25 protein-coding genes are annotated in these 23,397 nt (G+C 47.2%); 18 read left to right on the forward strand and 7 right to left on the reverse strand.

Going from position 1 to position 23,397, the window contains the following annotated elements; all coding sequences use genetic code 11:
- Window positions 1-59: 59 nt before the first annotated feature.
- Window positions 60-872 (reverse strand): polysaccharide deacetylase family protein, encoded by an 813-nt coding sequence (locus tag AAC052_RS11000; RefSeq protein ID WP_339813202.1) that lies wholly within the window; start codon window positions 870-872, stop codon window positions 60-62.
- Between the two features lie 399 nt (window positions 873-1,271).
- On the opposite strand from AAC052_RS11000, the gene AAC052_RS11005 reads away from it, so the two are divergent.
- Together AAC052_RS11005 and AAC052_RS11010 are read left to right on the forward strand one after the other, a co-directional pair.
- Window positions 1,272-1,832, forward strand: a complete 561-nt coding sequence (locus AAC052_RS11005; RefSeq protein WP_339813205.1) for an AraC family transcriptional regulator — start codon at window positions 1,272-1,274, stop codon at window positions 1,830-1,832.
- A 180-nt stretch (window positions 1,833-2,012) separates the two neighbouring features.
- Window positions 2,013-2,591 (forward strand): TonB family protein, encoded by a 579-nt coding sequence (locus AAC052_RS11010; protein WP_339813207.1) that lies wholly within the window; start codon window positions 2,013-2,015, stop codon window positions 2,589-2,591.
- A gap of 1,006 nt (window positions 2,592-3,597) precedes the next feature.
- Here AAC052_RS11010 and AAC052_RS11015 read toward each other — a convergent pair.
- Window positions 3,598-4,371, reverse strand: coding sequence for an SOS response-associated peptidase family protein (locus AAC052_RS11015; protein ID WP_339813210.1), 774 nt, complete (start codon window positions 4,369-4,371; stop codon window positions 3,598-3,600).
- A 106-nt stretch (window positions 4,372-4,477) separates the two neighbouring features.
- On the opposite strand from AAC052_RS11015, the gene AAC052_RS11020 reads away from it, so the two are divergent.
- The 10 genes from AAC052_RS11020 to AAC052_RS11065 all read left to right on the forward strand — a co-directional run bounded on the left by AAC052_RS11020 (window position 4,478) and on the right by AAC052_RS11065 (window position 13,115).
- A complete protein-coding gene (locus AAC052_RS11020; protein ID WP_339813212.1) occupies window positions 4,478-4,618 on the forward strand; it encodes a hypothetical protein in 141 nt (46 codons plus the stop codon).
- A gap of 921 nt (window positions 4,619-5,539) precedes the next feature.
- Complete coding sequence (locus AAC052_RS11025) at window positions 5,540-7,240, forward strand: ice-binding family protein (protein WP_339813215.1); 1,701 nt, start codon at window positions 5,540-5,542, stop codon at window positions 7,238-7,240.
- A 320-nt stretch (window positions 7,241-7,560) separates the two neighbouring features.
- A complete protein-coding gene (locus tag AAC052_RS11030; protein WP_339813218.1) occupies window positions 7,561-8,634 on the forward strand; it encodes an ice-binding family protein in 1,074 nt (357 codons plus the stop codon).
- Between the two features lie 301 nt (window positions 8,635-8,935).
- Window positions 8,936-10,297 (forward strand): ice-binding family protein, encoded by a 1,362-nt coding sequence (locus AAC052_RS11035; RefSeq protein WP_339813221.1) that lies wholly within the window; start codon window positions 8,936-8,938, stop codon window positions 10,295-10,297.
- Window positions 10,298-10,638: 341 nt separating this feature from the next.
- A complete protein-coding gene (locus tag AAC052_RS11040; RefSeq protein WP_339813224.1) occupies window positions 10,639-10,953 on the forward strand; it encodes a hypothetical protein in 315 nt (104 codons plus the stop codon).
- 37 nt (window positions 10,954-10,990) lie between these two features.
- Entirely contained in the window at window positions 10,991-11,203 is a 213-nt protein-coding gene (locus AAC052_RS11045; protein WP_339813226.1) for a hypothetical protein, read from the forward strand.
- Window positions 11,204-11,633: 430 nt separating this feature from the next.
- A complete protein-coding gene (locus AAC052_RS11050) occupies window positions 11,634-11,819 on the forward strand; it encodes a CsbD family protein (protein ID WP_339813228.1) in 186 nt (61 codons plus the stop codon).
- 53 nt (window positions 11,820-11,872) lie between these two features.
- The gene (locus AAC052_RS11055) at window positions 11,873-12,322 is read left to right on the forward strand and encodes a hypothetical protein (RefSeq protein ID WP_339813230.1); all 450 of its coding nucleotides are present in this window, start codon (window positions 11,873-11,875) and stop codon (window positions 12,320-12,322) included.
- Between the two features lie 63 nt (window positions 12,323-12,385).
- A complete protein-coding gene (locus tag AAC052_RS11060; RefSeq protein ID WP_339813233.1) occupies window positions 12,386-12,943 on the forward strand; it encodes a hypothetical protein in 558 nt (185 codons plus the stop codon).
- A 19-nt stretch (window positions 12,944-12,962) separates the two neighbouring features.
- On the forward strand, window positions 12,963-13,115 hold the full coding sequence (locus tag AAC052_RS11065) for a lmo0937 family membrane protein (protein WP_339813235.1): 153 nt from the start codon (window positions 12,963-12,965) through the stop codon (window positions 13,113-13,115).
- A 323-nt stretch (window positions 13,116-13,438) separates the two neighbouring features.
- On the opposite strand, the gene AAC052_RS11070 is transcribed toward AAC052_RS11065, so the two are convergent.
- Genes AAC052_RS11070 through AAC052_RS11080 form a run of 3 tightly spaced genes read right to left on the reverse strand, consistent with a single transcriptional unit; the run spans window position 13,439 to window position 16,004 of the window.
- Complete coding sequence (locus AAC052_RS11070; protein ID WP_339813237.1) at window positions 13,439-14,425, reverse strand: MlaD family protein; 987 nt, start codon at window positions 14,423-14,425, stop codon at window positions 13,439-13,441.
- Window positions 14,426-14,428: 3 nt separating this feature from the next.
- Window positions 14,429-15,205, reverse strand: coding sequence for an ATP-binding cassette domain-containing protein (locus tag AAC052_RS11075; RefSeq protein ID WP_339813289.1), 777 nt, complete (start codon window positions 15,203-15,205; stop codon window positions 14,429-14,431).
- A 4-nt stretch (window positions 15,206-15,209) separates the two neighbouring features.
- Window positions 15,210-16,004, reverse strand: coding sequence for an ABC transporter permease (locus AAC052_RS11080; RefSeq protein ID WP_339813240.1), 795 nt, complete (start codon window positions 16,002-16,004; stop codon window positions 15,210-15,212).
- A 291-nt stretch (window positions 16,005-16,295) separates the two neighbouring features.
- Here AAC052_RS11080 and AAC052_RS11085 point away from each other — a divergent pair, with 291 nt between their 5' ends.
- The 6 genes from AAC052_RS11085 to AAC052_RS11110 all read left to right on the forward strand — a co-directional run bounded on the left by AAC052_RS11085 (window position 16,296) and on the right by AAC052_RS11110 (window position 20,670).
- Complete coding sequence (locus AAC052_RS11085) at window positions 16,296-16,718, forward strand: PRC-barrel domain-containing protein (RefSeq protein ID WP_339813242.1); 423 nt, start codon at window positions 16,296-16,298, stop codon at window positions 16,716-16,718.
- A gap of 90 nt (window positions 16,719-16,808) precedes the next feature.
- Entirely contained in the window at window positions 16,809-18,275 is a 1,467-nt protein-coding gene (locus tag AAC052_RS11090; protein WP_339813246.1) for a catalase, read from the forward strand.
- A gap of 154 nt (window positions 18,276-18,429) precedes the next feature.
- A complete protein-coding gene (locus tag AAC052_RS11095) occupies window positions 18,430-18,714 on the forward strand; it encodes a YtxH domain-containing protein (protein WP_339813248.1) in 285 nt (94 codons plus the stop codon).
- 95 nt (window positions 18,715-18,809) lie between these two features.
- Entirely contained in the window at window positions 18,810-19,151 is a 342-nt protein-coding gene (locus AAC052_RS11100; protein WP_339813250.1) for a hypothetical protein, read from the forward strand.
- The gene (locus AAC052_RS11105; RefSeq protein ID WP_339813252.1) at window positions 19,148-19,564 is read left to right on the forward strand and encodes a hypothetical protein; all 417 of its coding nucleotides are present in this window, start codon (window positions 19,148-19,150) and stop codon (window positions 19,562-19,564) included. Before AAC052_RS11100 ends, AAC052_RS11105 begins: the two co-directional genes overlap by 4 nt.
- A gap of 23 nt (window positions 19,565-19,587) precedes the next feature.
- Window positions 19,588-20,670 carry an AI-2E family transporter gene (locus AAC052_RS11110; RefSeq protein ID WP_339813253.1) on the forward strand — a complete coding sequence of 361 codons (1,083 nt, stop codon included), beginning with the start codon at window positions 19,588-19,590 and terminating at the stop codon, window positions 20,668-20,670.
- Between the two features lie 21 nt (window positions 20,671-20,691).
- Here the strand turns inward: AAC052_RS11110 and AAC052_RS11115 are convergent, their stop codons facing one another.
- Both AAC052_RS11115 and AAC052_RS11120 read right to left on the reverse strand, forming a co-directional pair.
- On the reverse strand, window positions 20,692-21,726 hold the full coding sequence (locus AAC052_RS11115) for an ion channel (RefSeq protein WP_339813256.1): 1,035 nt from the start codon (window positions 21,724-21,726) through the stop codon (window positions 20,692-20,694).
- A 136-nt stretch (window positions 21,727-21,862) separates the two neighbouring features.
- The gene (locus AAC052_RS11120) at window positions 21,863-23,383 is read right to left on the reverse strand and encodes an OmpA family protein (protein ID WP_339813259.1); all 1,521 of its coding nucleotides are present in this window, start codon (window positions 23,381-23,383) and stop codon (window positions 21,863-21,865) included.
- Between the last annotated feature and the right edge of the window lie 14 nt (window positions 23,384-23,397).

Below are 23,397 nucleotides of genomic sequence, written 5' to 3' on the forward strand. Positions count from 1 at the left end.
TGATCAGCCCGGGTCTGTATTTTCAGCAGCTGGGCTGGTTAGGTATTTTTTTGCAGATACTATCGCTTGCTGGAGACATAGTCGGCTACCGTGCCCACTGGTGCCAGCCAAATGCCGTTAGCTGGGTCAGCAGCGTATTTCATCAGCTCTTCCAGCATTGCGAGTCGGGTGGTTTGGTCACCTCCCTCGCCCATTTCATGGCCCGCCAGCACCAGCCATTGTCCCGACTTTTTTGCTTGTTCGATCAGCAGCAATATCTTATCAAAGTCTTTGCCGTCGCTCTCCACGCCTGTGAGCTGCGCAAAGTCAACGTAGGAAGGGTCATTGGCCGCTTCATCCATCCAGCCTCTGCTGTTGTCAAACAGCTTTGCTGTAATCGGCACATAGCTTTGGGTGCCCTCCCCCCTGCCCACAAAAGTTTGCCCACAAGGGTAAGCGAACACCTTGCAGTCGACGCCCAGCATCTCTTTGATTTGCTTGTTTGCCTCCACGAGTTCCTCTTCCATTTTGCCGAGCGTGTACTCTTCCAATGCTTTTGAGCGAGACCACACAAAATTGCCCGAACACGGATGATTAAGAGAATGATTGCCGATTTCATGCCCTGAGGCCACCGCCTTTTTCCAGCCGCTGAGCTGGCTTTTCACCGCTGCTGGCACCAGGTAGAAGGTGGCTTTCACGCCATACTTGTCGAGCAGGGCAGTGCCACCGTTCACCTGGCTGGCTCTGGCATCGTCGAAGCTGAGGCTGATGGCGGCTTGCTTGGCCTCGGGCCAGGGGAAGGGCTTTGTCGGCTGCTGACAAAATGTTTCAGGCGAGATCAGTGCAAATAGAAAAATCAGCAGATTAGTGGCTTGAATAGTGTTTCTTTTCATGGAAGGCGATTTACAGGGTGTCTTATTTATACCAAGTTATTCAATTACATCTGTTTCCCATGCCGCTGAGCACCAAAACTGCCAACAGACCTCCGAAAACGGCTCCCCCTGAACATTTTTTCAACCAATCCCCCTACCACGGTTTGCCTGCACTTAGTCACTCTAATGGCCCCTGGGGCTGATTAAAATATTCAAAGTATAAAAATGCTTATCTTTGATCTTAGAAGTCGTCAAAGCAACCATTGGCCATCGGTTGAAAAAAAGTACATGCCTCACAAAAGCAAAGTGAACTTCCTTCGGGCCGCATAGTCAAAACAAGCACTCAATGCACTTCAATGGATAAACCTAATTAAAGTAATACCCTCTTATTCCAGTACTTTCAAATTCCAGCTATATTCAATGAAATTGTACATTAAATTCATGGTCAGCCTCCGGTGCAAACTGCAGGTGAAGGAAGAGTTGGAGAAACTCGGCCTGCATTATGTGGTACTCGACCTCGGCATGGTGGATGTGCTGGAAGACATCACCGAGGAGCAGCGGGAAAAACTGAAACTGAACCTATTAAAATCGGGGCTGGAGCTGCTGGATGATAAAAAAAGCATTCTGATAGATAGGATAAAGAATGTGATCATCGAAATGATCCACTATACAGATGAACTCCCCAAAGTGAATTACTCCGACTATATCAGTGAGAAGCTTGACTACGACTACACCTACCTTTCCAATATTTTTTCCGAAGTAAAAGGCATCACTATCCAGCAGTTCATCATTATGCACAAGATTGAGCGGGTAAAGGAGCTGCTGCTTTACGATGAGCTCAACCTCACTGAGATCTCCTACAAGCTGCACTATAGCAGCGTGGCGCACCTCTCGAATCAGTTTAAGAAGGTAACAGGCCTCTCCCCCACCTTCTTCCGCCAATTGAAACAAAAGCGGAAGGGAAACCTGGAAAACCTGTGATAAATGTAATACTTACCGCTAAGTCTATAACACTTCACACCCCTGCTCTTCTCAGTTTTGCACTGTTGCTGCGAATGTAAACCAAACAGCCGCAATAGGGAGCAAATAGCCCTGGCCTGCAAGATGCCCGACAGGCAAAAGCTCCAATGCTCATCCAAGAAATTAATAACCAGAAGTACCATGAAAAAAAACATCAAAGTTTTCGCATTGATCGCTGTGCTCTTTTTAGCGCAATCGTGCGGAACCAAAACTGACAAAAGTAGCGAGGAAACGAAAGTAGAAGTAACTCCTACCGAAACAGTTAATCTGTCTTCCATTGAGCAAAGAAGGGCCTTTATCAAAAAGGATTCTGCCATGATTGCAGAAAAAAGAATGAAAGCGTGGGATGAAATGTATGAGAAAACGCCCACTTACACCAACCCCACAGGTACCGTTATCTATCGCAAGGCAGAAGTGAATCCGGTTTTCGTTGGAGGCGACAAGGCCATGAGAAAATACCTGAGGGACAACATTGTGTATCCTGAGCAGGCAGAGAAGGATGAGCTGGAGGGAGCGGTATTTGTCGACTTTGTTGTGGGTGTTGACGGCTCAGTAAGCAATATCGAAGTAACCGACGCCACCAGTGCCGATGTGGACCAGGCCTTCAGAAAAGAAGCCGTCAGGGTAGTTGGGGCTATGCCCAACTGGACACCAGGCCGCCAAAACGACAAACCAGTGAACGTGAGATACAGTATTCCTATCACTTTTCAAATCATTTAGGCTGATTACTAGGTGCATTCAAAAAAGGAGCGGTTTTCATCGCTCTTTTTTTATGTCCTTTTTTCGCTGCAGCGTCGCTTGCGACCAAAACCGGGATAAACGCCTGGGCGTGCCCCCCGCCAGCGATGTTCAGTTTGAAACTAACAGAAGTGGTTTGGCGGGGGTCGGGCTATCCGCTGCAAGTCCTCACTCTCGTACCTCGGGCTCCGGGCTTTCCGCTGCTATCCCTCACGCAACGTCCGCTTACCCTTCCGCCTGCCGTTGAAGGTCCATGGAATTCACCGCAGAGCGAACAACAAGCCCAGAAAGTGAGTCCCGTAGGGACGAAACAGCGGTAACCCCGCAACCCATACCAATGCCCTGTCAGTACCGTCGGTACGGCATATAAAATCCAGGCAGGTAAAAAGGCTTACAGAATATACAGCAGAGGAATCCTCCTACGCCAAAGGCTTCGGCGGACAAAGGAGGAACGCAGAGCAACAGTCCCGTAGGGACGAAACAGCGGTAACCCCGCAACCCATACCAATGCCCTGCCAGTGCCGTAGGTACGGCATATAAAATCCAGGAAGTTAGGAAGACTTTAACTATACCTAAGGAACATCCCAATCTTCGGCTCCCCATCCAAGTAAAGTAGCAAATCATCCACCGTTGAAAAGTCCTTTGTAAATGAGCTGTTTGTAGTGAACGCCAATATTTGCAAATAGAACCTCTGCCCATCATTCTTACAGGAGTGCGGAGTGCTCTTGCGCTTTTGAACGTGGGGAACGTATCCGACTGAAACCCTAATTTCAATCGGAAGTGTCTTCAAGAATTTACCAAGGGAAGAAAGCTTTGTCCAATACCAATCTTTGAGCCCGGGACCGCATACCGCAACCTGCGCCATTATTACTTCTGATGAAGGAATTGGTTCAAATTGCCTCGTTTGAGACTTAGAAGATATACTAGGATTTTCCATTCAACAATCTATGCTAGCGGCAGCTAAGTGCCAGTAGAGGCACGAAGAAAATTACCCAGGGTAAATCTCCGAAATCGGCATTATCAGCGACTCGTCATCTTCTGGAATAGGAAGCTTCTTTTTTGCGATCACGGTATCCACCTCAAAAGTTTCGAAGCCAGAGGAGTCAAAGGGCCCGAAGAAGGAAATTATTTGGTCTTCTGTGAGTTGAGGATCGAGCCAATCGTAAACCAATTTTGGGGGTATTACAAGGGGGCTTCTTGGATGGAGGACAGGCTTCATTATCGGAGCTGCTGCTGTTGTAATCAAAGAAAATCCAGGATAGTGTTCCCCTGTTTCCTTGTCGGTTATCCAGTCATAGATGGCACCCAGGAAGAAGGCCGGGTATTCAACTTCAGCAGTTTTTTTGCGGATGATAAACTTCTTTTTTGGCTTACCACCAAGTGGTTGTTCGACAAAGAAATTCGCTGGAACAACGCAACGTCGTTTAATAATTTGCTCACGGGCAAAAGGGTTAGTGAAGATTTCCCAGGGGCCGTCATAATTGGGGTCTTCGCTCTGGTTGTGAAATCCACCTTCGCTCCTAACATTAAACCGCCAGCTCAATTTCCCTTTGTACTCATGGTAATAGCCGAATTGGGCCTGAATCATTTCACCAGGATCCTCCTGAAGGATAGCCCAGCATCTCGACCCTGTAGGGTTGTGATAAGTTTTGGTAACGGGTGTTGAATCAAGAATTTCTTGAAGATGTTTCATGTCTTCCCTGGCATCCGCCCAATCGTCACGAGTCATCCTTTCTGAAAAGTATCCCAACTGTCCACACATGATTGATAAGTTTTAAGTTGCGCCAATAGCCATTAAAAATATCAATTTCCGGCGAAAAGCCATTGACTTTATCAAAACACAAGGCTTCGACTATATTTTCAGCGACATGAACCGCCTGGAAGAAGGCGCCCGAAACCACAAAGCTGGCCTTGACCTACTGGCCTACCTGAAAAAGCCAGGGCGATATTGTGAAAGCGACGGACAAGCAGAAAGCGCTGCTGGCGAACGATTCGAAGGAGCTGTTTGATGAGACTTTCTTCTATTTGATTTTCCTTACTCATTCATCTGCTTTCAATAAATCTTTAGGATCAACTTCAAGGATTTTTGCCATCTCAAAGAACACCTACGATTCTGGTAGCTGTCTGATTTGTGCTGAGCCGTCCACCCAGTTATAGCACGTCCCCGGTTTCCCGACCAACCAAGTTAGAATTTAAATTTTTTCTATTCAGGTTTCAATGCAAAAAGCATGTAAATATTCCAGTGTGAGGACATCTTTTAAGCTACGCTGAGTGACGACTGTGATAGAAGTGATGGAGGCAGTGGCAGATCGGCAGGCTACCCTTGAAGCCCATTAAAGAGGTCGCTCTGTCCTGAAGCACAGAGCGACCTCTTTAATCAGGATGTCCTGCGTGAGGGATAGCAGCGGAAAGCCCGGAGGGTGAAGCACGAGGCACGAAGTGCTCACCTGAGGACTTGCAGCGGATAGCCCGACCCCGCCAACCGGGCCGGTTACTTTCAAACGGCATGTGGCTGGCGGGGGACGCCCCAATACAAAATATTCCACATGCATGGCTTGTCAGCTATCCCCCGGGGCTTTGGCTATGTCCCTGGCGTGTTACTAGTCCACAGCCGAAAAGAGGTTATTCACTGCAGGAGCGATTAAAGAGGTTACTCTCTGCAGGAGCGCAGAGAGTAACCTCTTTAATGGTTCAGGCAAGTTGAACGACATGTCGGTTACTAACAGTCGGTCTTCTCTCCTATGCCCGGTGGTGCAGTCAAAACCAGTGATATATGTAACTCTTTGCTGGCAGCGTGTAATACATCTGCCCAACGCCTTCCCTACTTTTGTATCATCAAAGCCCCGCCTGCTAACCAGGCGCACACCTTTGCGGCTAATGAGTAAATACTCCCCGGCCCCCTAGTAGCGGACATTTAAAAAAACACACGTATGATATTGAAAAAAGCATTTGCTGCCTTTGCTATGGCAACAGTAGTTCTGATGGCAGGTTGTAACAAAGACAAAGACAACGATCCAACGCCAATAATTCCACAAGCGCTTTCTTCTGCTCCGGCTGATGATGCCATGGACGTGGAAACCAATTCGACGGTGATGGTTTCGTTTAATAAAAATATGGACCCTGCTACCATTAACGGCACTACGTTCATGTTAATGAAAGGCACGGAGGCAGTGGCCGGCACGGTGACATACGCAGACTCGACTGCTACCTTTACACCTACCAATGACCTTACAGCCAGCACTTTGTTTACTGCCACTGTTAACACAGGTGCCATGGACACCGACGGCTTGCCGCTTGAGAGTGATTACACTTTCAGCTTTACCACCGGACTGGCACCTGATACGACTGCCCCTGTGGTAACGCTCACCAATCCTCTCAACAATGTGGTGGATGTATCTCTCAACCAGGTCGTTTCGGTTACATTCAGCGAAGCGATGGATGCTTCAACCATCAATACTACTTCACTTACGCTGGCAAGTGGCACCACCATAGTTACGGGTGCTGTGAGCTATACCGGCATGGTAGCTACATTCACTCCTGCAGCCAGTTTGATGGCTGGTGTAGTGTACACAGCCACTGTGACTACGGACGCAACTGATGTGAGAGGCAACGCACTGGCATCGGCCAAAGTATGGTCGTTTACTACCGACGTGCTTCCCACGGCTTCTGCTACCTCACCCCTCAACAACGCTACCAATGTTGCACGCAACAAAGTGTTGTCGGTCACTTTTAGTGAAGCGATGGATGGATCAACTTTCAACAGCTCAACTTTTACACTCAAACAAGGTAGCATACTGGTAACTGGCGCAGTAGCCTACAGCGGCACCACTGCCACATTTACCCCCGCTGCGCTCTTAACAGCAGGCACTGTGTATACGGCTACTGTAACCTCTAGTGTGAAAGACCTTGGCGGAAATGCTTTGGCAGCTGCCCAGGAGTGGTCATTTACTACCGGAACTGTTGCCGGCTTGTCGGTAGTGAATTTGGGCATGGCTGGCAACTATGCCATACTTGCCAAAACAGCCATCAACAACATCCCTAACTCGGCGATTACGGGTGACTTAGGCCTGAGCCCTGCGGCTACTTCTTTCATCACCGGTTTTGCCCTGACCAACGCCACAGGTTACGCTACCTCTCCCCAGGTAACAGGCAAGGTGTATGCAGCCGACATGGCTTCGCCTACATCGACCAACCTGACGACAGCGGTAGAAAATATGATCACTGCCTACAACGATGCGGCGGGCAGGCCTACGCCTGACTTCTCAGAGCTGGGCACGGGCAATATTGGTGGAAAAACCCTGGCGGCCGGTTTGTACAAATGGACTAGCACTGTGACCATCCCAACTGACCTGGTCATTTCGGGTACTGCCGATGACGTTTGGATCTTCCAGATCAGCGGTGACCTGACCATGAGCTCAGCCGTAAATATTACTTTGACTGGTGGAGCACAGGCCAAGAACATTTTCTGGCAGGTGGCAGGTGAAGTCGTGATAGGCACTACCTCTCACTTTGAGGGCACCATCTTATCTATGACTGGCATCACCTTGCAAACTGGCGCTTCAATGAATGGCATAGCGCTGGCACAAACTGCGGTAATTCTCGATCAGAATACCGTGGTGAAGCCACAATAATTTCTTTAAACGGCGACGGCAATCGCTGGATGTACTGCAAAGAAGGGCATGGCGTTATCACCCTGCCCTTTTTTGTTTTTTCGCTCCCCGCATTCATGCCAGTCATGCCAGCCATTACGCAGCTAATTAAAGCCCTGGCCCGTGTTCCTTGTATATGTGAAATATGTAAGACTCCTCAGGCAAAGTGTAATAAAAAGCCCCGGCAATTGACCCACCTTTGCATCATCGAAGGTTCGCCTGCATGTCAGATGCGACCTTTGCGGCTTTTGGGTAAATGCTCCGAAGCCCCGCCAACAGCGGAAAGTTAAAAAAACACATGTATGATTTTGAAGAAAACATTTGCCTCAGTAGCCCTGGCAGCGGCAGTTTTGTTTGTAGGCTGTAATAAGGACGACGACAACGTAGATCCGGGTATCCCTACAGTAGTATCGGTTTCTCCCGCCAATGATGACACAGACATTGAGCGTAATGCAGTAATTGAATTTGAATTCAGCGAAGAAATGGATCCTGCCACAGTGAACACGACCACCTTTCAACTGAAGCAGGGAAGCACAGATGTGCCGGGAGCAGTATCCTACGAGGGCACTACGGCCAAGTTTACTCCTACAAATAGTTTAGCGGCGGGAACAGTTTACACGGCTATCATTAGCAAGGACGTGAAGGACCTCGCAGGTCATGCCATTGCCGAAGCGAAAGAATGGTCATTTACCACTGGCGGTAGCACTGCTACCATTGCGCCGGTAGATCTGGGTACTTCAGCCAACTATGTGGTGCTGGCGAAGACTGCGATTAACAATAGCCCCACTTCAGCCATTACTGGTGACCTGGGCATAAGCCCTGCGGCCGAATCGTACATCACAGGACTGGCGTTGACAGATGATACCGGATTTGCCACTTCGGCTCAGGTAACAGGAAGGGTGTTTGCCGCCGACATGGTGTCGCCTACGTCAAGTAACCTGACCACTGCTATTGACAACATGAACACCGCTTACAACGATGCGGCCGGGCGTCCTTCTCCCGACTTCTTTGAGCTAAGCACAGGAAACATCGGAGGAAAAACATTGTCTCCAGGGGTATACAAGTGGACAAGCACAGTAACTGTGCCCGCAAGTATCACTATTAACGGCGGTGCCAACGATATCTGGATCTTCCAGATTGCGGAGAATTTAACTGTGAGCTCAGCTGTGAATGTGACATTGAGTGGTGGCGCACAAGCCAAAAACATATTCTGGCAGGTGGCTGGCGAAGTAACCATTGGAACAACCGCCCATTTTGAGGGCGTGATTCTATCCAAAACTGGTATCACCCTGGGCACCGGAGCTTCACTGAAAGGACGGGCACTGGCACAAACGGCAGTCATTCTTGATGCCAATGTGGTGGTCCAGCCTCAATAAGATAATATAGTTAGGTTGAGTTTTTTAAATGGAAAGGGCGGGGTGTTTTCACTCCTGCCCTTTTCCGTTTTAAGGCATTTGTAGTCGCTTTCCGAGCCTTACATTTCTCTGGAAATCTCTTGTAAACTATTTAAAATCAGTGATTTATATAAGATCCACATGAAAGACTGTAAGGCTTTGCTGCTCGAAATACCGCTGCTTTGTAGTGGGGCATTGCTCACCTGAAATGCTGTTCGCAGGCAGGTCAGCATTTCTTATCGCCCCGGTTCAACCAGCGAAACAGTGCTTAAAACAAATAATTATGAAAACAAAAAGTCTATTGGCAGCCTTTGCTCTTGTATCGGCTGTTTTTGTTGTCGGTTGCCAGCAGGAAGACCCACTTCCAGCCAATGCCGGGGAATTCTTCCTTGAGACAGGAAGTCACAAGCAATCCGTGTCTTCGTTGAGTTCGGTTCCTATGGGAAGTGCAGCTGATTTTGCTGTGCTGGCAGGCACCACCGTTACTAACGATGGGGAATCAGTGATCACAGGAAATCTTGGGGTGAGCCCGGGTACCGCCATTACGGGCTTCCTGCAGGCTCCTTTGAATAACATCATGGGTCCCGGAACAGTAACTGCCGGTCTTGGAACGGTAAGTGGAATTATCTACGCTGCCGGGCCTGTGGCAGCACAAGCGCACAATGATGCAGTAATCGCCTACAATTACCTGACAGCCCAGGCACCAGGTACTGTTTATTCAGGCGTTACGCAGCTCGATGGCATCACCTTTACTCCCGGTGTTTACAATTTCGCTCCTTCGGCCAACCTGCAGGTAAACGGCACCATGTACCTCGATTTTCAGGGCAACAGCAATGCGGAATTTGTCTTTCAAACGGGCACTACCCTGGTGACGATGGCCGGATCAAATATTATCGCCATCAACAACGAAAATGCTGATTGCAATGGCTCCAATGTGTTTTGGGCTGTGGGCTCATCAGCTACGGTTGATGGAGAACAGTTTATCGGAACGGTGATAGCTAATACCACCATCACGATGACCTACGGTTCAACAGTATCAGGCAGCATGCTGGCTTTGAACGGAGCCGTAACGATGATCACCAACAACATTAGCGCTTGTAATGGCGCCGGTGGTACCACCGATCCTCCAAAAGTGTGCAGAGATTTTGTCACCGGTGGTGGCTGGATACTGGGAGAAAGTGGAAGCAAGGGCCATCACAACGGACGCAAGGGTCAAAACAATGAGAAAGCCACCTTCGGCGTATCTGGTGGTCTTCTAAACGGCAAATATTGGGGTAATCTTTCTTTCGACGACCATACCAATGGTGGTGTGAAAGTGAAAAGCACCAGTGTAACATCTTATATCGCCATTGACGCAGTAACCCGTCAGATTGAGGGAATTGCCAAACTTGATGGTGCTGGCACAGTGTCTTACAAGGTGATTCTTGTGGACAATGGTGAGCCGGGCCGCAACGACAGCTTTAGCCTTGAACTATCTAATGGCTACACAATCTCTGGAACCCTTACGGGAGGAAACATTAAGCTCCATCGCAAATGTGATGACGGACGTGGACGTGGTGGCAGAGGTCACGACCGTGAGGACTATGACGACAAGGACGAAAAAGAGGGTCATAAGAACTGTGGTTCCGGTTCGAAACGTGGTTGATCAAGAACGCATAGGTCAACGCCGTTGAAAACCGACGCAGTACCCATAAGATTCTATAATGCGATTAGGTTAAGTACTATTCTTCAAAAAAGGCAATATTGTTATTGCCTTTTTTTTGTGTCTGTCTATTCCCAAAAATAAGATTTACTGACGGCCAATTGGGGACAATCTGCTTCCTCCCGCAGCTTTAGCCACTGTGCGGGCTCGTCAAAGAGTCAAAAGTGTGATTTATGTAAAGATCTTCCCTTGTGATGTAACTATTCGCCGGATGCCAATGCCGAACTTTATTGAAAGAAATGCAACCTTAAGGTCTTAATAATGAGGCCGTAAAAACAACTAAGATGAAAAAAATAAGATTGACCCTGACCACATTATTGCTATTGTTCATCCTTTTTCCGGGAAGTGTATCGGCATCAAATGCAATTGCACCAGCACCAGTACCCACAGAGGCTGAAACCGCCGAAGCCAATGCGCTGCTCGCCAGACTAAGCGAAATTGATGCGCTTGACAAGGCCGGTATGACCTCTTCGGAAAAGAAAGAGCTGAGAAAAGAAGTGAAAGCTACCAAGTCGAGACTTAGAGACATAGGCGGAGGAGTTTACGTTTCGGTTGGAGCGCTTATTATCATCCTTTTGCTGCTAATTATTCTGTTATAAACGCCTGCTTCAGTTTATATCTCAAAAAAGAGTCACTATGAAAAAAGTAGGTTTAGTATTACTGGCGGTAGGTGTGTTGATTACCATTTTCAACGGGGTCAACTTCGTTACTAAAGAGAAAGTGGTAGACATTGGCAGCCTGGAAATTAGTGCCGACAAGAACCATTCTGTCAATTGGTCTCCCTACGTGGGGGTGGTGCTTATCGTGTTGGGTGGAGGTGCGTATTTGTTGGCTGGCAAAAAGAGCTGACCTCGGCAGAGGGATATCCCCGGCCCAAAGAGGATTAATTTGCCTTAGCACAGTTCATTAGTTACCGATTTGAAATCGTTTTACCTGGTTAGTTGATTTTACTCCAAAAGCCTGTTAGTTACCAGAGGAATGGCCTTCCCGAAGGAGCCCCTGGATTGCACAAATACTCACCCGGCTTGTATGAGCAAGGTCTTTCAAGACACATAATTCCCGAAAGCTTTTCAGCTTTCGGGAAGCTCGTATGCCTGCTCTCAATGCCCAACCCATTTCCATAACAGGCCGAATGAATGGCCACTCAAAGAATCGCTCCCTACTTGGCTAAGGCTCCAAACCGGTAAGTGTGAAATCTATAACACTTGCCTCACATAGTGTAACACTCAGTGGAAGCCGATAGCGCACTTTTGTACAGCAATAGCTAAACAAACTAGTCATGAACAAAACAACAATAACTGGCAACTGGAATGAAACCAAAGGCAAGCTGAAGCAGCAATTCGCCGTCCTCACCGATCAGGATCTACTGCTGGTGGAAGGCAAGCAAGACGAGCTGTTAGGCCGCTTGCAAGTGAAGCTGGGCAAATCAAAGGAAGAGCTTCAAAAGCTGATTGCCGGATTGTAAAAATACACATCACGAAGCGGTCGACGCTTTTTAATATTCCAAAAACATCCATCATGAAAAAATCACTTGTACTATTTACAGCAGCTGCCTTGCTGTTCGCTGCGGGCTTAACAAGCTGCCACTCACCTGCTTCTAAAGCGGAGAAAGTTGAAAGTGCCAAACAAGACGTTATCGAAGCCAAAAAAGACCTGGACAAGGCTACCAAAGAATACCTGGCCGACGTAGAAAAATACAGGGCAGAAACGGCGGCAAAGGTAGCCGCCAACGGCAAGATTATTGCCGAATTCAACGACAGAATTACCAGGGAGAAAAAAGAGGTTAGGGCTGAATACGAAAAGAAGATCGACGCACTGGAACAGAAAAACAGCGACATGAAAAAGGCCATGGACGACTATAAAGTAGAAGGCAAAGAGAAATGGGAGTCATTCAAAACTGAGTTCAGCAGAGATATGGACGAGTTGGGCAAGGCTTTCAGGGATTTAACAGTGAAAAATGTCAAATAGCAAAGACGCCACCCCCATCCATTTCGGACTACTGATGACACACTCAACCAATATGTACACATCATGAAAAAACTAATTGTGCTGGCGATTTTGCTTGGCTTCATGCAACTCGAAAGCAAGGCTCAGGAGAGCTTTGGAAACACCCTGAATCTTGGCCTGGGTGTGGGCGGCTATTCCGGCTACTATGGCTACATTGGCCAGTCGCTGCCGGTGCTTAGTCTCAACTACGAATTTGACGTGGCGCCGAACTTTACTCTTGCTCCCTTCGTCAGCTTTTACACCTATTCGAACAGGTACTATTGGGGCAATAACAACACACCATCACGCTACTACAAATACAGAGAAACAGTGATTCCTCTGGGCGTAAAAGGCACCTATTATTTCGATGAGCTTCTGAATGCCGCTCCCGCCTGGGACTTCTACGCTGGAGGGTCCCTGGGCTTTGCTATCGTTAAGTCCCGCTGGGACGACGGCTATCAGGGAGATACAAACATTTACAAAGGAGGACGCTCTTTGTTCCTCGATGTCCATCTGGGCCTCGAATATCATATCAACAAAAAGGTTGGAGTCTTTCTTGATCTTTCAAGCGGTGTTTCCACCCTCGGTCTGGCCATTCACTAAACAATAAATCAAATAAGTCATGGGAAACCTTCTTTACATCATCGCAGTCATCTTATTAATTGCCTGGGCCGTCGGATACATTGGCTATAGCACAGGCGGCATCATTCACATCCTGCTAGTGATCGCAGTTATAGCTGTCATTTTCAGGGTTATACAGGGCCGGGGTATATAATCTAACCTGCCAGGCTCTGCTGCCTGTTACGATGACCTTCAAATAAAAATGCTATCTGAAATCAGGTAGCATTTTTTGTGCAGTAATAAAAAAATGGTTCAATGAGTCTGACTTCAGTCCAAGACTTTGGATCGACAACCCTCCAGGGGTTTGTCCGTTCCAGAGCAGAAAGCTTGCAGGTCTCCAACAAAAGTTAGCCAAAAGCGAACCCCTTGGAGGGTTTCAATGTAAAACTTTCCTAACCGGGCTTGCCCTTATCCCGCCCTAACGGGAAGGCCTGCACCATTTGTTTCTTTATATATGTGCTAGTAAATTTTTCTGTCTCAGGAGCCCTGCCCCTCTGCCATTGCTTTCTTCTCAGCCTTCTCCCTCTTTTTGAAAAAACCTCTCAGCAGAAAGTTGTGTTGGGCAGCTTCCAGGTCTTCATCCAGTTTGAAAGAGCTGCTTTCCAGGTTTTTTATCGTCTCTTTCAAATTCGCACCGGCAGCCTCGTCGTGAAGCAATACCCCCACCGGGCTTTTCGGGTTGCTGCTGGCCTCCTTCAGGTTGGCCATGAACACTACGGCAGTGTCGGTCACCTGCTTCAGCCCTGCTACCGACGACCTGAGTGAATTAATAATAACTGTGTCGGTCGTTAGCTCATGTGCCAGTGTACCTTCTTTGTTCAGGTTGGCACCAAACTTATTCATTGTGTTGGTCAGCTTTTGCGCATTGGTGGCCGCCTGCTTCAGCGCCAGCACTGTGGCGTTTAGGTTGTCGTAGAGAACGGTTTCACCGAGCAGCTTTCCAATGCTTCCCTGCCCATCGGCCAGGGCCTTGCTTATGGTCTTGAAGTCGGTGGTAATGGCCAACACGTTTTTGTTGTTCTCCTGCAGCATGTTGATCATGTCTTCAGAGGAAAAGGTCTTTTCTACCTGCAGGGTATCTCCTTCCTGCACCTCCCCCACCCGCTGCGAGCCTCCATAAATCACCAGTATTTTGTTGCCGATGAGGCCATCTGTGCTGATCTTTATCATGGCGTCTTTGCGGATGTACTCCTGGGCTTTCAGTTCGAGGTTCACGACCACTTTCACCTGCGACTTTCCGAAAAAATGCAGGTTGCTTACAGTGCCTACTTTCACGCCCGAAAACCATACGTTGTTGCCGTTTTGAAGGCCGTTGACATCGTCGAAAAAGGTAACGATTTTCATTTTCTTCTTAAAGGTACCGTGCAGGTTGCCCACCATCAGAATGCCGGTGATGAGAAAAGCGAGCCCGAGGAAAACAAAAAGCCCTACTATTACTGCACGTTTGTTGGATGTGTCGCTCATGATTTACCTGATAAAATTGTAATTGTAAAAACTCCTGATCTGCTCATCATCCGAGTCAAATACCTCTTCGAATTTGCCAACTTTGGAAAACTTCCCATCGAGCAACATGGCCACCCTGTGTGAGGTGTTTTTGGCACAGGTAAGATCATGGGTAATGATAATGGCACTTGTATTGTAGCGGGTTTGCACTTCATTGATCAGCTCGTTGATCTCCGTGCTGGTTACAGGATCCAGACCGGAAGTCGGCTCGTCGTAAAGCATGATTTCCGGCTTCAATATCAGCGTGCGGGCGATGCCAATCCGTTTGCGCTGACCACCCGAGAGGCCTGAGGGCATTTGGTTATGCTTGTCGGCCAGGCTAACTGCTTCCAGGGCTTCCATCACAGCGTCATCCACCTGCTTTTTTGTTAGCTTTCTAAAATTCATTGTTAAAGGGAAAGCCAGGTTCTGATACACATTCATGCTATCGTACAAGGCACTATTTTGAAACGAAAACCCTATCCGCAACCTTAGGGCGTCGAGCTCCCTGGCCGGCAAATCGGCCACTTCCTCTCCAAGCACCTTCACAAAACCGTTATCGGGTTTGAGCAAACCTACCAATATCTTAATCAGGACAGACTTTCCGGATCCAGACTTCCCCAGCACAGCCATGTTTTCGCCTTTCATAACTGTTAAATCAATTCCTTTTAACACATCCAAATCACCAAATGACTTGGACAGCCCGTGGATGGTAATCACTGGTTCGCTGGCTTGTACATGTTCTGGTTTTGCGGCGTCCATCATTTCAATAGTTTCTTATCCAGTTTGACACCTGCACTACCACCACCTCTTCAATAAACACCAGGAACATGGCCAGCACCACGGCCTGGTTGGCTGCCTTGCCCACACCACGGGTGCCCTGCGAAGCGTGGAAGCCTTTATAACAGCCTACTATGCCCACCGTGAACCCAAAAATGAGGGACTTGACCACTGACGCAAATATGTCGAGGAAGGAGATGGTGGAGAAGGCACTTTTGAAGTAGCTGATAAAGCCAGTGGCCTCTTCAGCATGCACATTCACGTAAGAGCCCAGCAAGCCCACGGTGATGCAATAAAAGGACAAAACAGGAATGGTAATGAGGGTGGCGCACACCCGGGTGACTACAAGGAACTTGAATGGGTTGATGGCCGACACTTCCATGGCGTCTATTTGCTCGGTTACTTTCATTGAACCGAGCTCAGCACCTATGCTTGACCCCACCTTACCGGCACAAATCAGGGCAGTTACCAACGGACCGAGTGCTCTTACAATGGCAATGCCCATTAGCGAAGGAAGCCAGGAAGCTGCTCCAAAGTCTTCCAGCGATGGTCGTGACTGCTTGGTGAACACAACGCCTATAATAAACCCGGTGAGGGTGATAAGGGGTAGCGACTTTAGCCCGATTTCGAAGCACTGATGGATCACTTCCCTGAAGTAAAACGGTGGTTTTAACAGTTCTCGCCAAAAACGCCCTATAAACTTGACAGCACTGGCAACACCTGTGAAATAGTCGTCTATCCCTTGGGAGAATATGTATTTTTTGGGGCTTCGATCTGACATGTAATGAACCGGCCAAGTGGTAGTGATTGTGAGAAAAACAGGCCACAATTCTGGCTCAAAAGTAAGCCTGGCAATGCCTTTGGATTGTTACAACAAAAAAGAAAAGAATTACATATTTCACAGAAAGCTCGGAAGGCATCCTTGTCAAGAACAGTGATATATGCAAGGTTAGCCCACAGTTGTGTAACACTTCCTCCAGTCATTCTCTTCAGCTTTGTAAAAAGAAGGCCCGGCCTGCTCCAACCTTTTATATGTTGAAGTCTCCTTCCTAAGAGAAAAAAAACAAATGCTATGAAAAGCTTCAAAGAAGACAACACAACCAATAAAAATCATTCAGGTGCACATGCCAACCTCCCGTTGAAGTTTCTGACTGCAACATCCATCATTGGCGACAGGGTGTTCAACAAGGGCAACGAAGACATGGGAGAAATCAAAGACGTGATGATCGACCTTACCACTGGCCAAATCGAATACTTCGTGATCGAGTTGGGTGGTTTCCTCGGCATAGGCGAAAAGTACTTTGCTATACCATTTGCCTTCCTTGCAGTCGACCCAAAAAAGCAAGCATTTGTCATCAATCAGGAAGCAGACACTCTCAAAAATGCACCTGGTTTTGACAAGGAGCATTGGCCGGAAACCAATTCACACGACTTTGATGGCTACCAGAGTTACTGGGGCAGTTTCATGGGGGTAAACGTTGGTTACACACCTTAAGCAAGAGCAGGCCAGCGCCTGGCCTCCATAGGTTATTTTAAGCAAAAAGGCTAAAGCCATCAGATCAAAGCTATCGAAAAGAACTGTCCAATGGAGAGCAAAAGAAAGCAAGTCAGCAGTAAGTATGAGGAAACGAAAGGCCCCGTAGTGACTGTGGCTACCGATAGCGAGATGCAGCCAGCGGGTGACCTCCAGGGGGCAAAACAACTTTCCGGCACCAGTGTAACTGCCTTCAGCAAGGAGAACTTATTGACACAAGCCGGTGCCTATGGCACCTTTACGGTAACCAGCGATATCACTCAATATACCAGCGCTAAAATGTTTGCCCACATAGGCAGGCAAACAAAGTTGCTGACCCGGTTCTCGGATGAAGAAAATGAGGAAGACCACCTGGTTTCAAAAAAAATTCGTGGCGACTTCTCGGTAAAATTTTACACTGAAGAGGGTGACTGGATTATGACAGGGAGAAATACGCCAGTGTTCTTTATCAAAAACCCTTTAAAGTTCTCTCAATTTATTCAGACACAGCAGGTTGATATAGAAACCGACTGCAAGAGCCCCACCCTCATTTGGGACTACTGGAGTCAGAACCCTGAGAGCCTCCTTCAGGTGATGATACTGATGAGCGACCAGGGCATCCCCTACTCCTACCGGAACATGCATGGTTTTGGTTTAGAACCCTTCGCATTCATCAATAGAGCCAGGCAGCAGTTTTGGGTAAAGTTTCACTTCAAAACGATGCAGGAAATAACTGATTTTCGAGGCCAATTGGCTAGCGAAATGAATGGCGTTGACCCGGAACATGCACAGAAAGACCTTGAAGAGGCTATCAGGAAAAAGAACTTCCCTAAATGGACTGTGGCTGTTCAGGTAATGACAGCAAAACAGGCCGACAGTTTCCAATGGGACCCCTTTGACCCGGCTAAGATTTGGAGTCACAGCGACTTTCCGCTTATTGATATCGGTGTGATAGAATTAAACGAAATTCCCGAAATGAGCCTGAGTACAGAAGAACAGGAAAAGCTTATCCATGCTAAAATTAATACGGGTGTTTCCAACCCTGGTGATCAGGCACCGGTTGAACATGTCAAACCCCCGATACAGCAGGCACCTGTTACGGCGGCTGTCATTCCAGTTGAAAAGCAGCCCTACCTGCTCTCAAATCAACCTCAAAGTGGCTCGGTCGATTCCAATAAAAAAGGAAGCGAAACTCCTGAAAACAACCGACAGGAAGGATTTGACTACATAGATGCCAACAATGTAGCCCCGGTAATAAGTGGGGATCCTCGGCAATCAAATTCAATAGAACACTACGAGAATGATGGGGATTATTTTTCGCAGTCTGGCGTGTTGTATCGCAAAGTGATGAAAGAAATGCAGAGAGAGTGCCTTGTGAAAAACATTGTGGCTTCTATGAGTGGCATCACCGGCGAGCGGAGGAATAAAATTATTCATTTGCAGCTATGTCATTTCTTCCGTGTCGACAGTCAGCTTGGGAAAAGAGTCGCCCACGGCCTTGAATTTATCATTGACGAGAGGGAAATGGCCCACGCATAAAGTCACCGTAGGGTGCTCTACTCTCAGGCAATCAAACAAACGCAGCAGTCAAATGTGTGAAACATGTAACTCTACAGTGAGATTGTGCAATACATCAGCATCGTAACTTTGTCACCTTTGCTATCATAAAATTTACTCTTTAAAGCGAAAAATCATGAATTCAGGAAAAGTTTTAGTAGGCATACTAGCCAGCATTGCCGCCGGTGCTGCTATCGGGATATTATTCGCTCCGGAAAAGGGCTCGTTAACCAGAAAGAAGATTTCCGACAAGAAGGATGAGTTTTCCAGCGAGCTGGAAGAGAAATTTAACTTACTGGTAACTGGCGTAACTGAAAAATACGATAAGGTAAGTAACGAAGTGAAGGCACTTGCCAAGGCCGGAACCGAAAAGACTGAACAGCTTTTAAAAGATGTCGCTGCCAACGGCGTCAAGCTGTAGACACTTTTGATAACCCATCAGGGAAAAATTTCAGTGGCCATTGGCTAAATAGCAGTGGCCCATTTTTCTCCCCTTCAACATAGACTCACCAGGCAATGGAAACCGTCAGTAACTCCTTCGAATCGTTGTTCCAAAAACTTGAGGCATATGGTAACACCACCATTCAGCTCTCAAAGCTAAAGTCTCTTGAAATGTCTACGGTATTGGCCTCTTCGCTGATTTCCCGGCTAGCCGTAATCCTCGTGCTTTCCACTTCCACACTTGTTCTAAGCATAGGAGTGGCGTTGTGGCTGGGTGAGCTTTTGGGGAGAACTTACTATGGCTTTTTTGTTGTGGCAGGTTTTTACCTTTTGGCTGGCATCATCTTTCACCTCTATCTTCATCAGTGGATCAAAAGGCCAGTCAGCACCCTGATTATTAAACAAGCACTTCAATGACTAATCCAGCTCCAACAATAGATTCTCCGGAAACCCTCAGAGCCGCTATCATCCAATTGCAAGACAATCAGCTAAGTCAACGCAACGAACTAAAAACGGAATTCAAACTGATTTACGATAGCATAACGCCGTTTAACATGATTAAAGGTGCCCTAAAGGGGGTTGCTCAATCAACAGGCATCAGCTCGCTCTTTTCAAATCATTCCAGCGACCACCCCTCGGCTTCTCCAGTCGACGAATCTCCTCACCACCCAATAAGACGCCTCATCGGTTCACTCGTATTGCTAGGCGTCTCGGGTAGGCTTGCAAAAAACAGTCTCCTGCTGAAATCGCTCGGCCGTGGGCTTGCCCATCTGCTCCGAAGCCGGCAAGCCAAAAAGCTGAAGGCTCTTCCCGAGCACATTAAAGGTTAAACAAAACAATACCAACCTCTCCAATGGATCTCAATGTAAAGCTGCCTTCCTACGTAAAAGTGGCCATGTTGCTTATAGGGCTTTACCTGGTGGTGAACATACTATCCATTATCCGTCCTATCATTCTGCCAGTCATTTATGCCGTGCTCATATCGGTATTAGTAGCCCCGGCTGTCCATTTTTTGGTCAGAAAGAAGGTCAACAGGACTTTTTCGGTGACTGTTGTTTTTCTGGTTACCATTTTGCTTGTTGGCGGGCTGCTCTTTTGGATTTCACTACAGCTTAACAAGTTTGGTGAATCGTGGCCGCAGCTGACTAACAAGTTTCAGCAGCTCACCCACGACTCAGTGAAGTGGACCTCAGGTTATTTCTCCATCAGCACCCGGGATATAAATGCCTGGATTTCGGATGGCAAGAGCGATCTTATTGACAATAGCGGAGCAGCTATCGGCACCACCATTGTCACCATGGGAGGTATCCTTGCAGTAGTGCTCCTCACGCCTGTTTACACCTTTATGATATTGAATTATGAACCTCATCTGGTGGAATTCATTCACCGGCTCTTCGGTATCATTCACAACAAAAACGTAAGCGAAATACTTATGGAAGTGAAATCCATCATTCGTAGATACCTGGTGGGGCTTTCTGCTGAATTCATAATCATCGTGGTGTTAAATGCCTTGGGGTTGTTTATCCTTGGCATAGATTATCCGATATTACTTGGCATCATCGGCGCATTGCTTAACATTATACCTTACATAGGTGGGCTCATTGGTGTCGCCATATTTATGCTTGTCGCATTTGCCACCAAGTCACCTATTTATGTGGTGTACGTCGTAGGACTTTACGCTTTGATCCAGTTTATCGACAACAATTACATTATTCCTAAAATAATTGGCGGGCAAGTGAAACTCAACCCCCTTATCTGTATCATTGCCGTTATTGTGGGGGCAGCTTTGTGGGGCATTCCAGGCATGTTTCTTTCTATTCCGTTTGCAGCCATTCTGAAACTGACCTTCGACAGGATAGACTCGCTTCGGCCCTGGGGATTTTTGATGGGTGATACCACGCCACTACCGCCCGATGCAGTGGCAAAAAAAGAATGAGCTCCGCAGAAAGGTATTTTTCTATTTGATCACGCTCATTTCATGATCGTAGCTTCCTGCCTGAAGATCGCCCCACTCCCAGCCATCGTCTTTGATAAGCGACAGTAATAACCTACGCCTGGTTGTCAGTTTCTCATACTCTAAATCAATAGGTGCGCTATGGCTCACCTTAATTCCGTTTTTTTCCAAGGCAGAAAGTGAGTTTAATGGTGGTGTTTCTTCACCGGGCACTACAAAGGTGGCAGGTAGCGTTACAAGATAACTTGAAATGGCTTTTCGCAGGCCATTGAGCACACAGCGAGATGGCCGCAGTTCTGCTGGTACACTAAAAAAAAGGGCAGTAAGTACCTCATCCAGGTTGGTGATATTGAGCACAAAAGCTTCCTTCTTGTCGGAAGAATGAAAATAGTGCAGCACCGAATAGGCCTTGTGATTTTGACCGTGTAAAATTATAGATTCGGTTAAACTCACAAAGGGTTGTTCTAACTCTTTAAAGTCTTTTCCATTCCAATGATTTAACAGAATCTCTTCTACAGAGCAGCCAAGGGTTGTGATGTAAACGCTTATTTTCCTTTTCACTATTTCAGCCGAAACCACCGGAATGAAATAAGTAATGGCGATGGAGATTTGAATCAGGCCAACAAACGAAAGTACTGCAGTAACTAAATCCCAAAAAGGTGAAACAGGCTCCATGTCACCAAGCCCCAAATTCGACAGCGTATACCCGGTGTAAAATATTTTGTTGACGATTGTGGTAGACGAATTTGTTTCAACATTCATCAGTGAGTCGGGCTGACTAATGAACAAAAGGCTAGCCGAAAGCCAAATCATTAACAACCAATTGATAAGAATTGCCATCAATATGATTGCACCACCAAGTTCAAGATATTTTCCACCAGCCACTCTTTTGTTAATGGCCAGCATTACTCTCCAAATGGCCTTAGATAAGCGCTTGGTGATAAACCCTGCCCCACGTACGGACAACGACGTTACGGTTAAATCAGTAGCGGCAATTAAGAGCAGAACAATGCCCAGAATAAATAAAAAATAGTTCATAGCGTTGATATTGGTCTGGTAAAATAGAAAACCATGGGCACTGGCAATGCTCATGTTGGACTTTCACCTAAAAAATAAAAATAACCTGAGCACGACATGGGAACTGTCGCACTCAGGTCGTCTTGATTTGTTTCTATCAGTTACCGGATGTATTCAATCCTACAAGCGTGTCCATCATTGTGGGCTTGATTACAATATCAATTCTCCTGTTGACTCTTCTGCCGGCAGCGGTTTCGTTGTTGGCTACAGGCTTGCTCTCTCCGAAACCCTTGGTGCTGAACCTTGACTTGTCGATGGTGGTATTAGCACTCATATAACTAAGCACAGCATCTGCCCTGGCTTGTGACAGCTCCAGGTTCAAGTCATCGCCTCCTTGTGAGTCGGTATGGCCTTCGATAACAATGGTAGCATTATCAAAGGTATTGACAGCCTGCTGCAATTTAGTAAGCAAGGCGTAATCTTCCTGCTTGATCTCAGATTTGCTGATGTCAAAATTCACACCAATCATCCGGATAATCACGTCGTCTTGCTGACGAAAAACCTGGGCCTCGTCGGTGGCAAAAATGTGCTGAATCTTATCAAATTTGGCGTCAATTTCAGCCGCCCTGTCTATTCTTGCCTGCAAGGCTTGTTGCCTTTTCTGTGCCACCAGCGCTTCATCAGACAACTGACCTTTCATGATCTCCTGGATCTTACGTTGCTCAGACAGCAAGGCTGTGAGGTTTTCGTTGTGCAGTTGATAGTTATACAATTTGGCTTCCAGTGTAGCGATGAGATTGTCGTCACCTTTGATGGACGATATGATTTCAGCCACAGGGCCATCCACACCATTGTCGAACCTGATATTAAGGTCGAGTGCTTCGCCTATTTTAGTGATGGGCTCGTACATCATCAGCAAATAGTCTTCAGCTTCAAAATCTTTATCATCCAATATCTCCTCCTGCTTGGCAATGTGCATGGCTAACAGCGCCTTGTACTCAGCTTCTTTTGCCAAATACCTGGCACCATCGGTGTCATATCTGTTTTCGGCCAATTCCTTTTCTGCTTTGGCGATCAGTGCTTTGGCTTCTTCAAATGTCTTCGGAGCTACCTTGTACACTTTGTTCTTGTCAGCTTGCTCAACAAGTTTTTTGGCATTGCTCAGGTAGTTGGCTTTGATCGACTCCAGCTCAGCCTTTCGGTAAAGCGCTGTGGCAGTCTTCGCTTGTTCTTTGGCGTCGTTCGAGTCACCTTTTTCGAGTTCCCCGGCAGCATCTTTCATTTCTTCCTCTGCCTCTTTCCAGTTGTTCTTGCTAAACTGACCAGCTTCAGCATTCATAGCATCGTTTCTGGCAGACAGTGCCTGCGAAAACAGTACTGACCCCACTTTGGTATTTTCTATGGCTTGCGAAAATTTAGCGTTGGCTTCGGCGATATCTTCTTTGATATCGGAAATCTCTCCATCATTTTTATAGCTCTTTTGTGCGTCATTGTAGGCCTCCATGCCAGCTGCAAATGATTTTGGAGACAATACATCAGCCTGGGCGTTTCTGGCTGCCTGCAAGGTTCTGTTTACATCGTCAAAGAGCGACGACGCTAATTCTTGTCCGTAAGTTGCCACATGCATCGTTAGCATGGCCAACACGATTCCGGCTGTCTTTACTGTTTTCTGTTTCATAATAATGGTTTTAA

The sequence above is a fragment of the uncultured Imperialibacter sp. genome (genome assembly GCF_963974565.1).
Lineage (GTDB): Bacteria > Bacteroidota > Bacteroidia > Cytophagales > Cyclobacteriaceae > Imperialibacter > Imperialibacter roseus.

Bases quoted from the DNA above. Each gene is read 5' to 3' on its own strand.
- AAC052_RS11000 (WP_339813202.1), bottom strand. From the start codon at position 872: ATGAAAAGAAACACTATTCAAGCCACTAATCTGCTGATTTTTCTATTT.
- AAC052_RS11005 (WP_339813205.1), top strand. From the start codon at position 1,272: ATGAAATTGTACATTAAATTCATGGTCAGCCTCCGGTGCAAACTGCAG.
- AAC052_RS11010 (WP_339813207.1), top strand. From the start codon at position 2,013: ATGAAAAAAAACATCAAAGTTTTCGCATTGATCGCTGTGCTCTTTTTA.
- AAC052_RS11015 (WP_339813210.1), bottom strand. From the start codon at position 4,371: ATGTGTGGACAGTTGGGATACTTTTCAGAAAGGATGACTCGTGACGAT.
- AAC052_RS11020 (WP_339813212.1), top strand. From the start codon at position 4,478: ATGAACCGCCTGGAAGAAGGCGCCCGAAACCACAAAGCTGGCCTTGAC.
- AAC052_RS11025 (WP_339813215.1), top strand. From the start codon at position 5,540: ATGATATTGAAAAAAGCATTTGCTGCCTTTGCTATGGCAACAGTAGTT.
- AAC052_RS11030 (WP_339813218.1), top strand. From the start codon at position 7,561: ATGATTTTGAAGAAAACATTTGCCTCAGTAGCCCTGGCAGCGGCAGTT.
- AAC052_RS11035 (WP_339813221.1), top strand. From the start codon at position 8,936: ATGAAAACAAAAAGTCTATTGGCAGCCTTTGCTCTTGTATCGGCTGTT.
- AAC052_RS11040 (WP_339813224.1), top strand. From the start codon at position 10,639: ATGAAAAAAATAAGATTGACCCTGACCACATTATTGCTATTGTTCATC.
- AAC052_RS11045 (WP_339813226.1), top strand. From the start codon at position 10,991: ATGAAAAAAGTAGGTTTAGTATTACTGGCGGTAGGTGTGTTGATTACC.
- AAC052_RS11050 (WP_339813228.1), top strand. From the start codon at position 11,634: ATGAACAAAACAACAATAACTGGCAACTGGAATGAAACCAAAGGCAAG.
- AAC052_RS11055 (WP_339813230.1), top strand. From the start codon at position 11,873: ATGAAAAAATCACTTGTACTATTTACAGCAGCTGCCTTGCTGTTCGCT.
- AAC052_RS11060 (WP_339813233.1), top strand. From the start codon at position 12,386: ATGAAAAAACTAATTGTGCTGGCGATTTTGCTTGGCTTCATGCAACTC.
- AAC052_RS11065 (WP_339813235.1), top strand. From the start codon at position 12,963: ATGGGAAACCTTCTTTACATCATCGCAGTCATCTTATTAATTGCCTGG.
- AAC052_RS11070 (WP_339813237.1), bottom strand. From the start codon at position 14,425: ATGAGCGACACATCCAACAAACGTGCAGTAATAGTAGGGCTTTTTGTT.
- AAC052_RS11075 (WP_339813289.1), bottom strand. From the start codon at position 15,205: ATGGACGCCGCAAAACCAGAACATGTACAAGCCAGCGAACCAGTGATT.
- AAC052_RS11080 (WP_339813240.1), bottom strand. From the start codon at position 16,004: ATGTCAGATCGAAGCCCCAAAAAATACATATTCTCCCAAGGGATAGAC.
- AAC052_RS11085 (WP_339813242.1), top strand. From the start codon at position 16,296: ATGAAAAGCTTCAAAGAAGACAACACAACCAATAAAAATCATTCAGGT.
- AAC052_RS11090 (WP_339813246.1), top strand. From the start codon at position 16,809: ATGGAGAGCAAAAGAAAGCAAGTCAGCAGTAAGTATGAGGAAACGAAA.
- AAC052_RS11095 (WP_339813248.1), top strand. From the start codon at position 18,430: ATGAATTCAGGAAAAGTTTTAGTAGGCATACTAGCCAGCATTGCCGCC.
- AAC052_RS11100 (WP_339813250.1), top strand. From the start codon at position 18,810: ATGGAAACCGTCAGTAACTCCTTCGAATCGTTGTTCCAAAAACTTGAG.
- AAC052_RS11105 (WP_339813252.1), top strand. From the start codon at position 19,148: ATGACTAATCCAGCTCCAACAATAGATTCTCCGGAAACCCTCAGAGCC.
- AAC052_RS11110 (WP_339813253.1), top strand. From the start codon at position 19,588: ATGGATCTCAATGTAAAGCTGCCTTCCTACGTAAAAGTGGCCATGTTG.
- AAC052_RS11115 (WP_339813256.1), bottom strand. From the start codon at position 21,726: ATGAACTATTTTTTATTTATTCTGGGCATTGTTCTGCTCTTAATTGCC.
- AAC052_RS11120 (WP_339813259.1), bottom strand. From the start codon at position 23,383: ATGAAACAGAAAACAGTAAAGACAGCCGGAATCGTGTTGGCCATGCTA.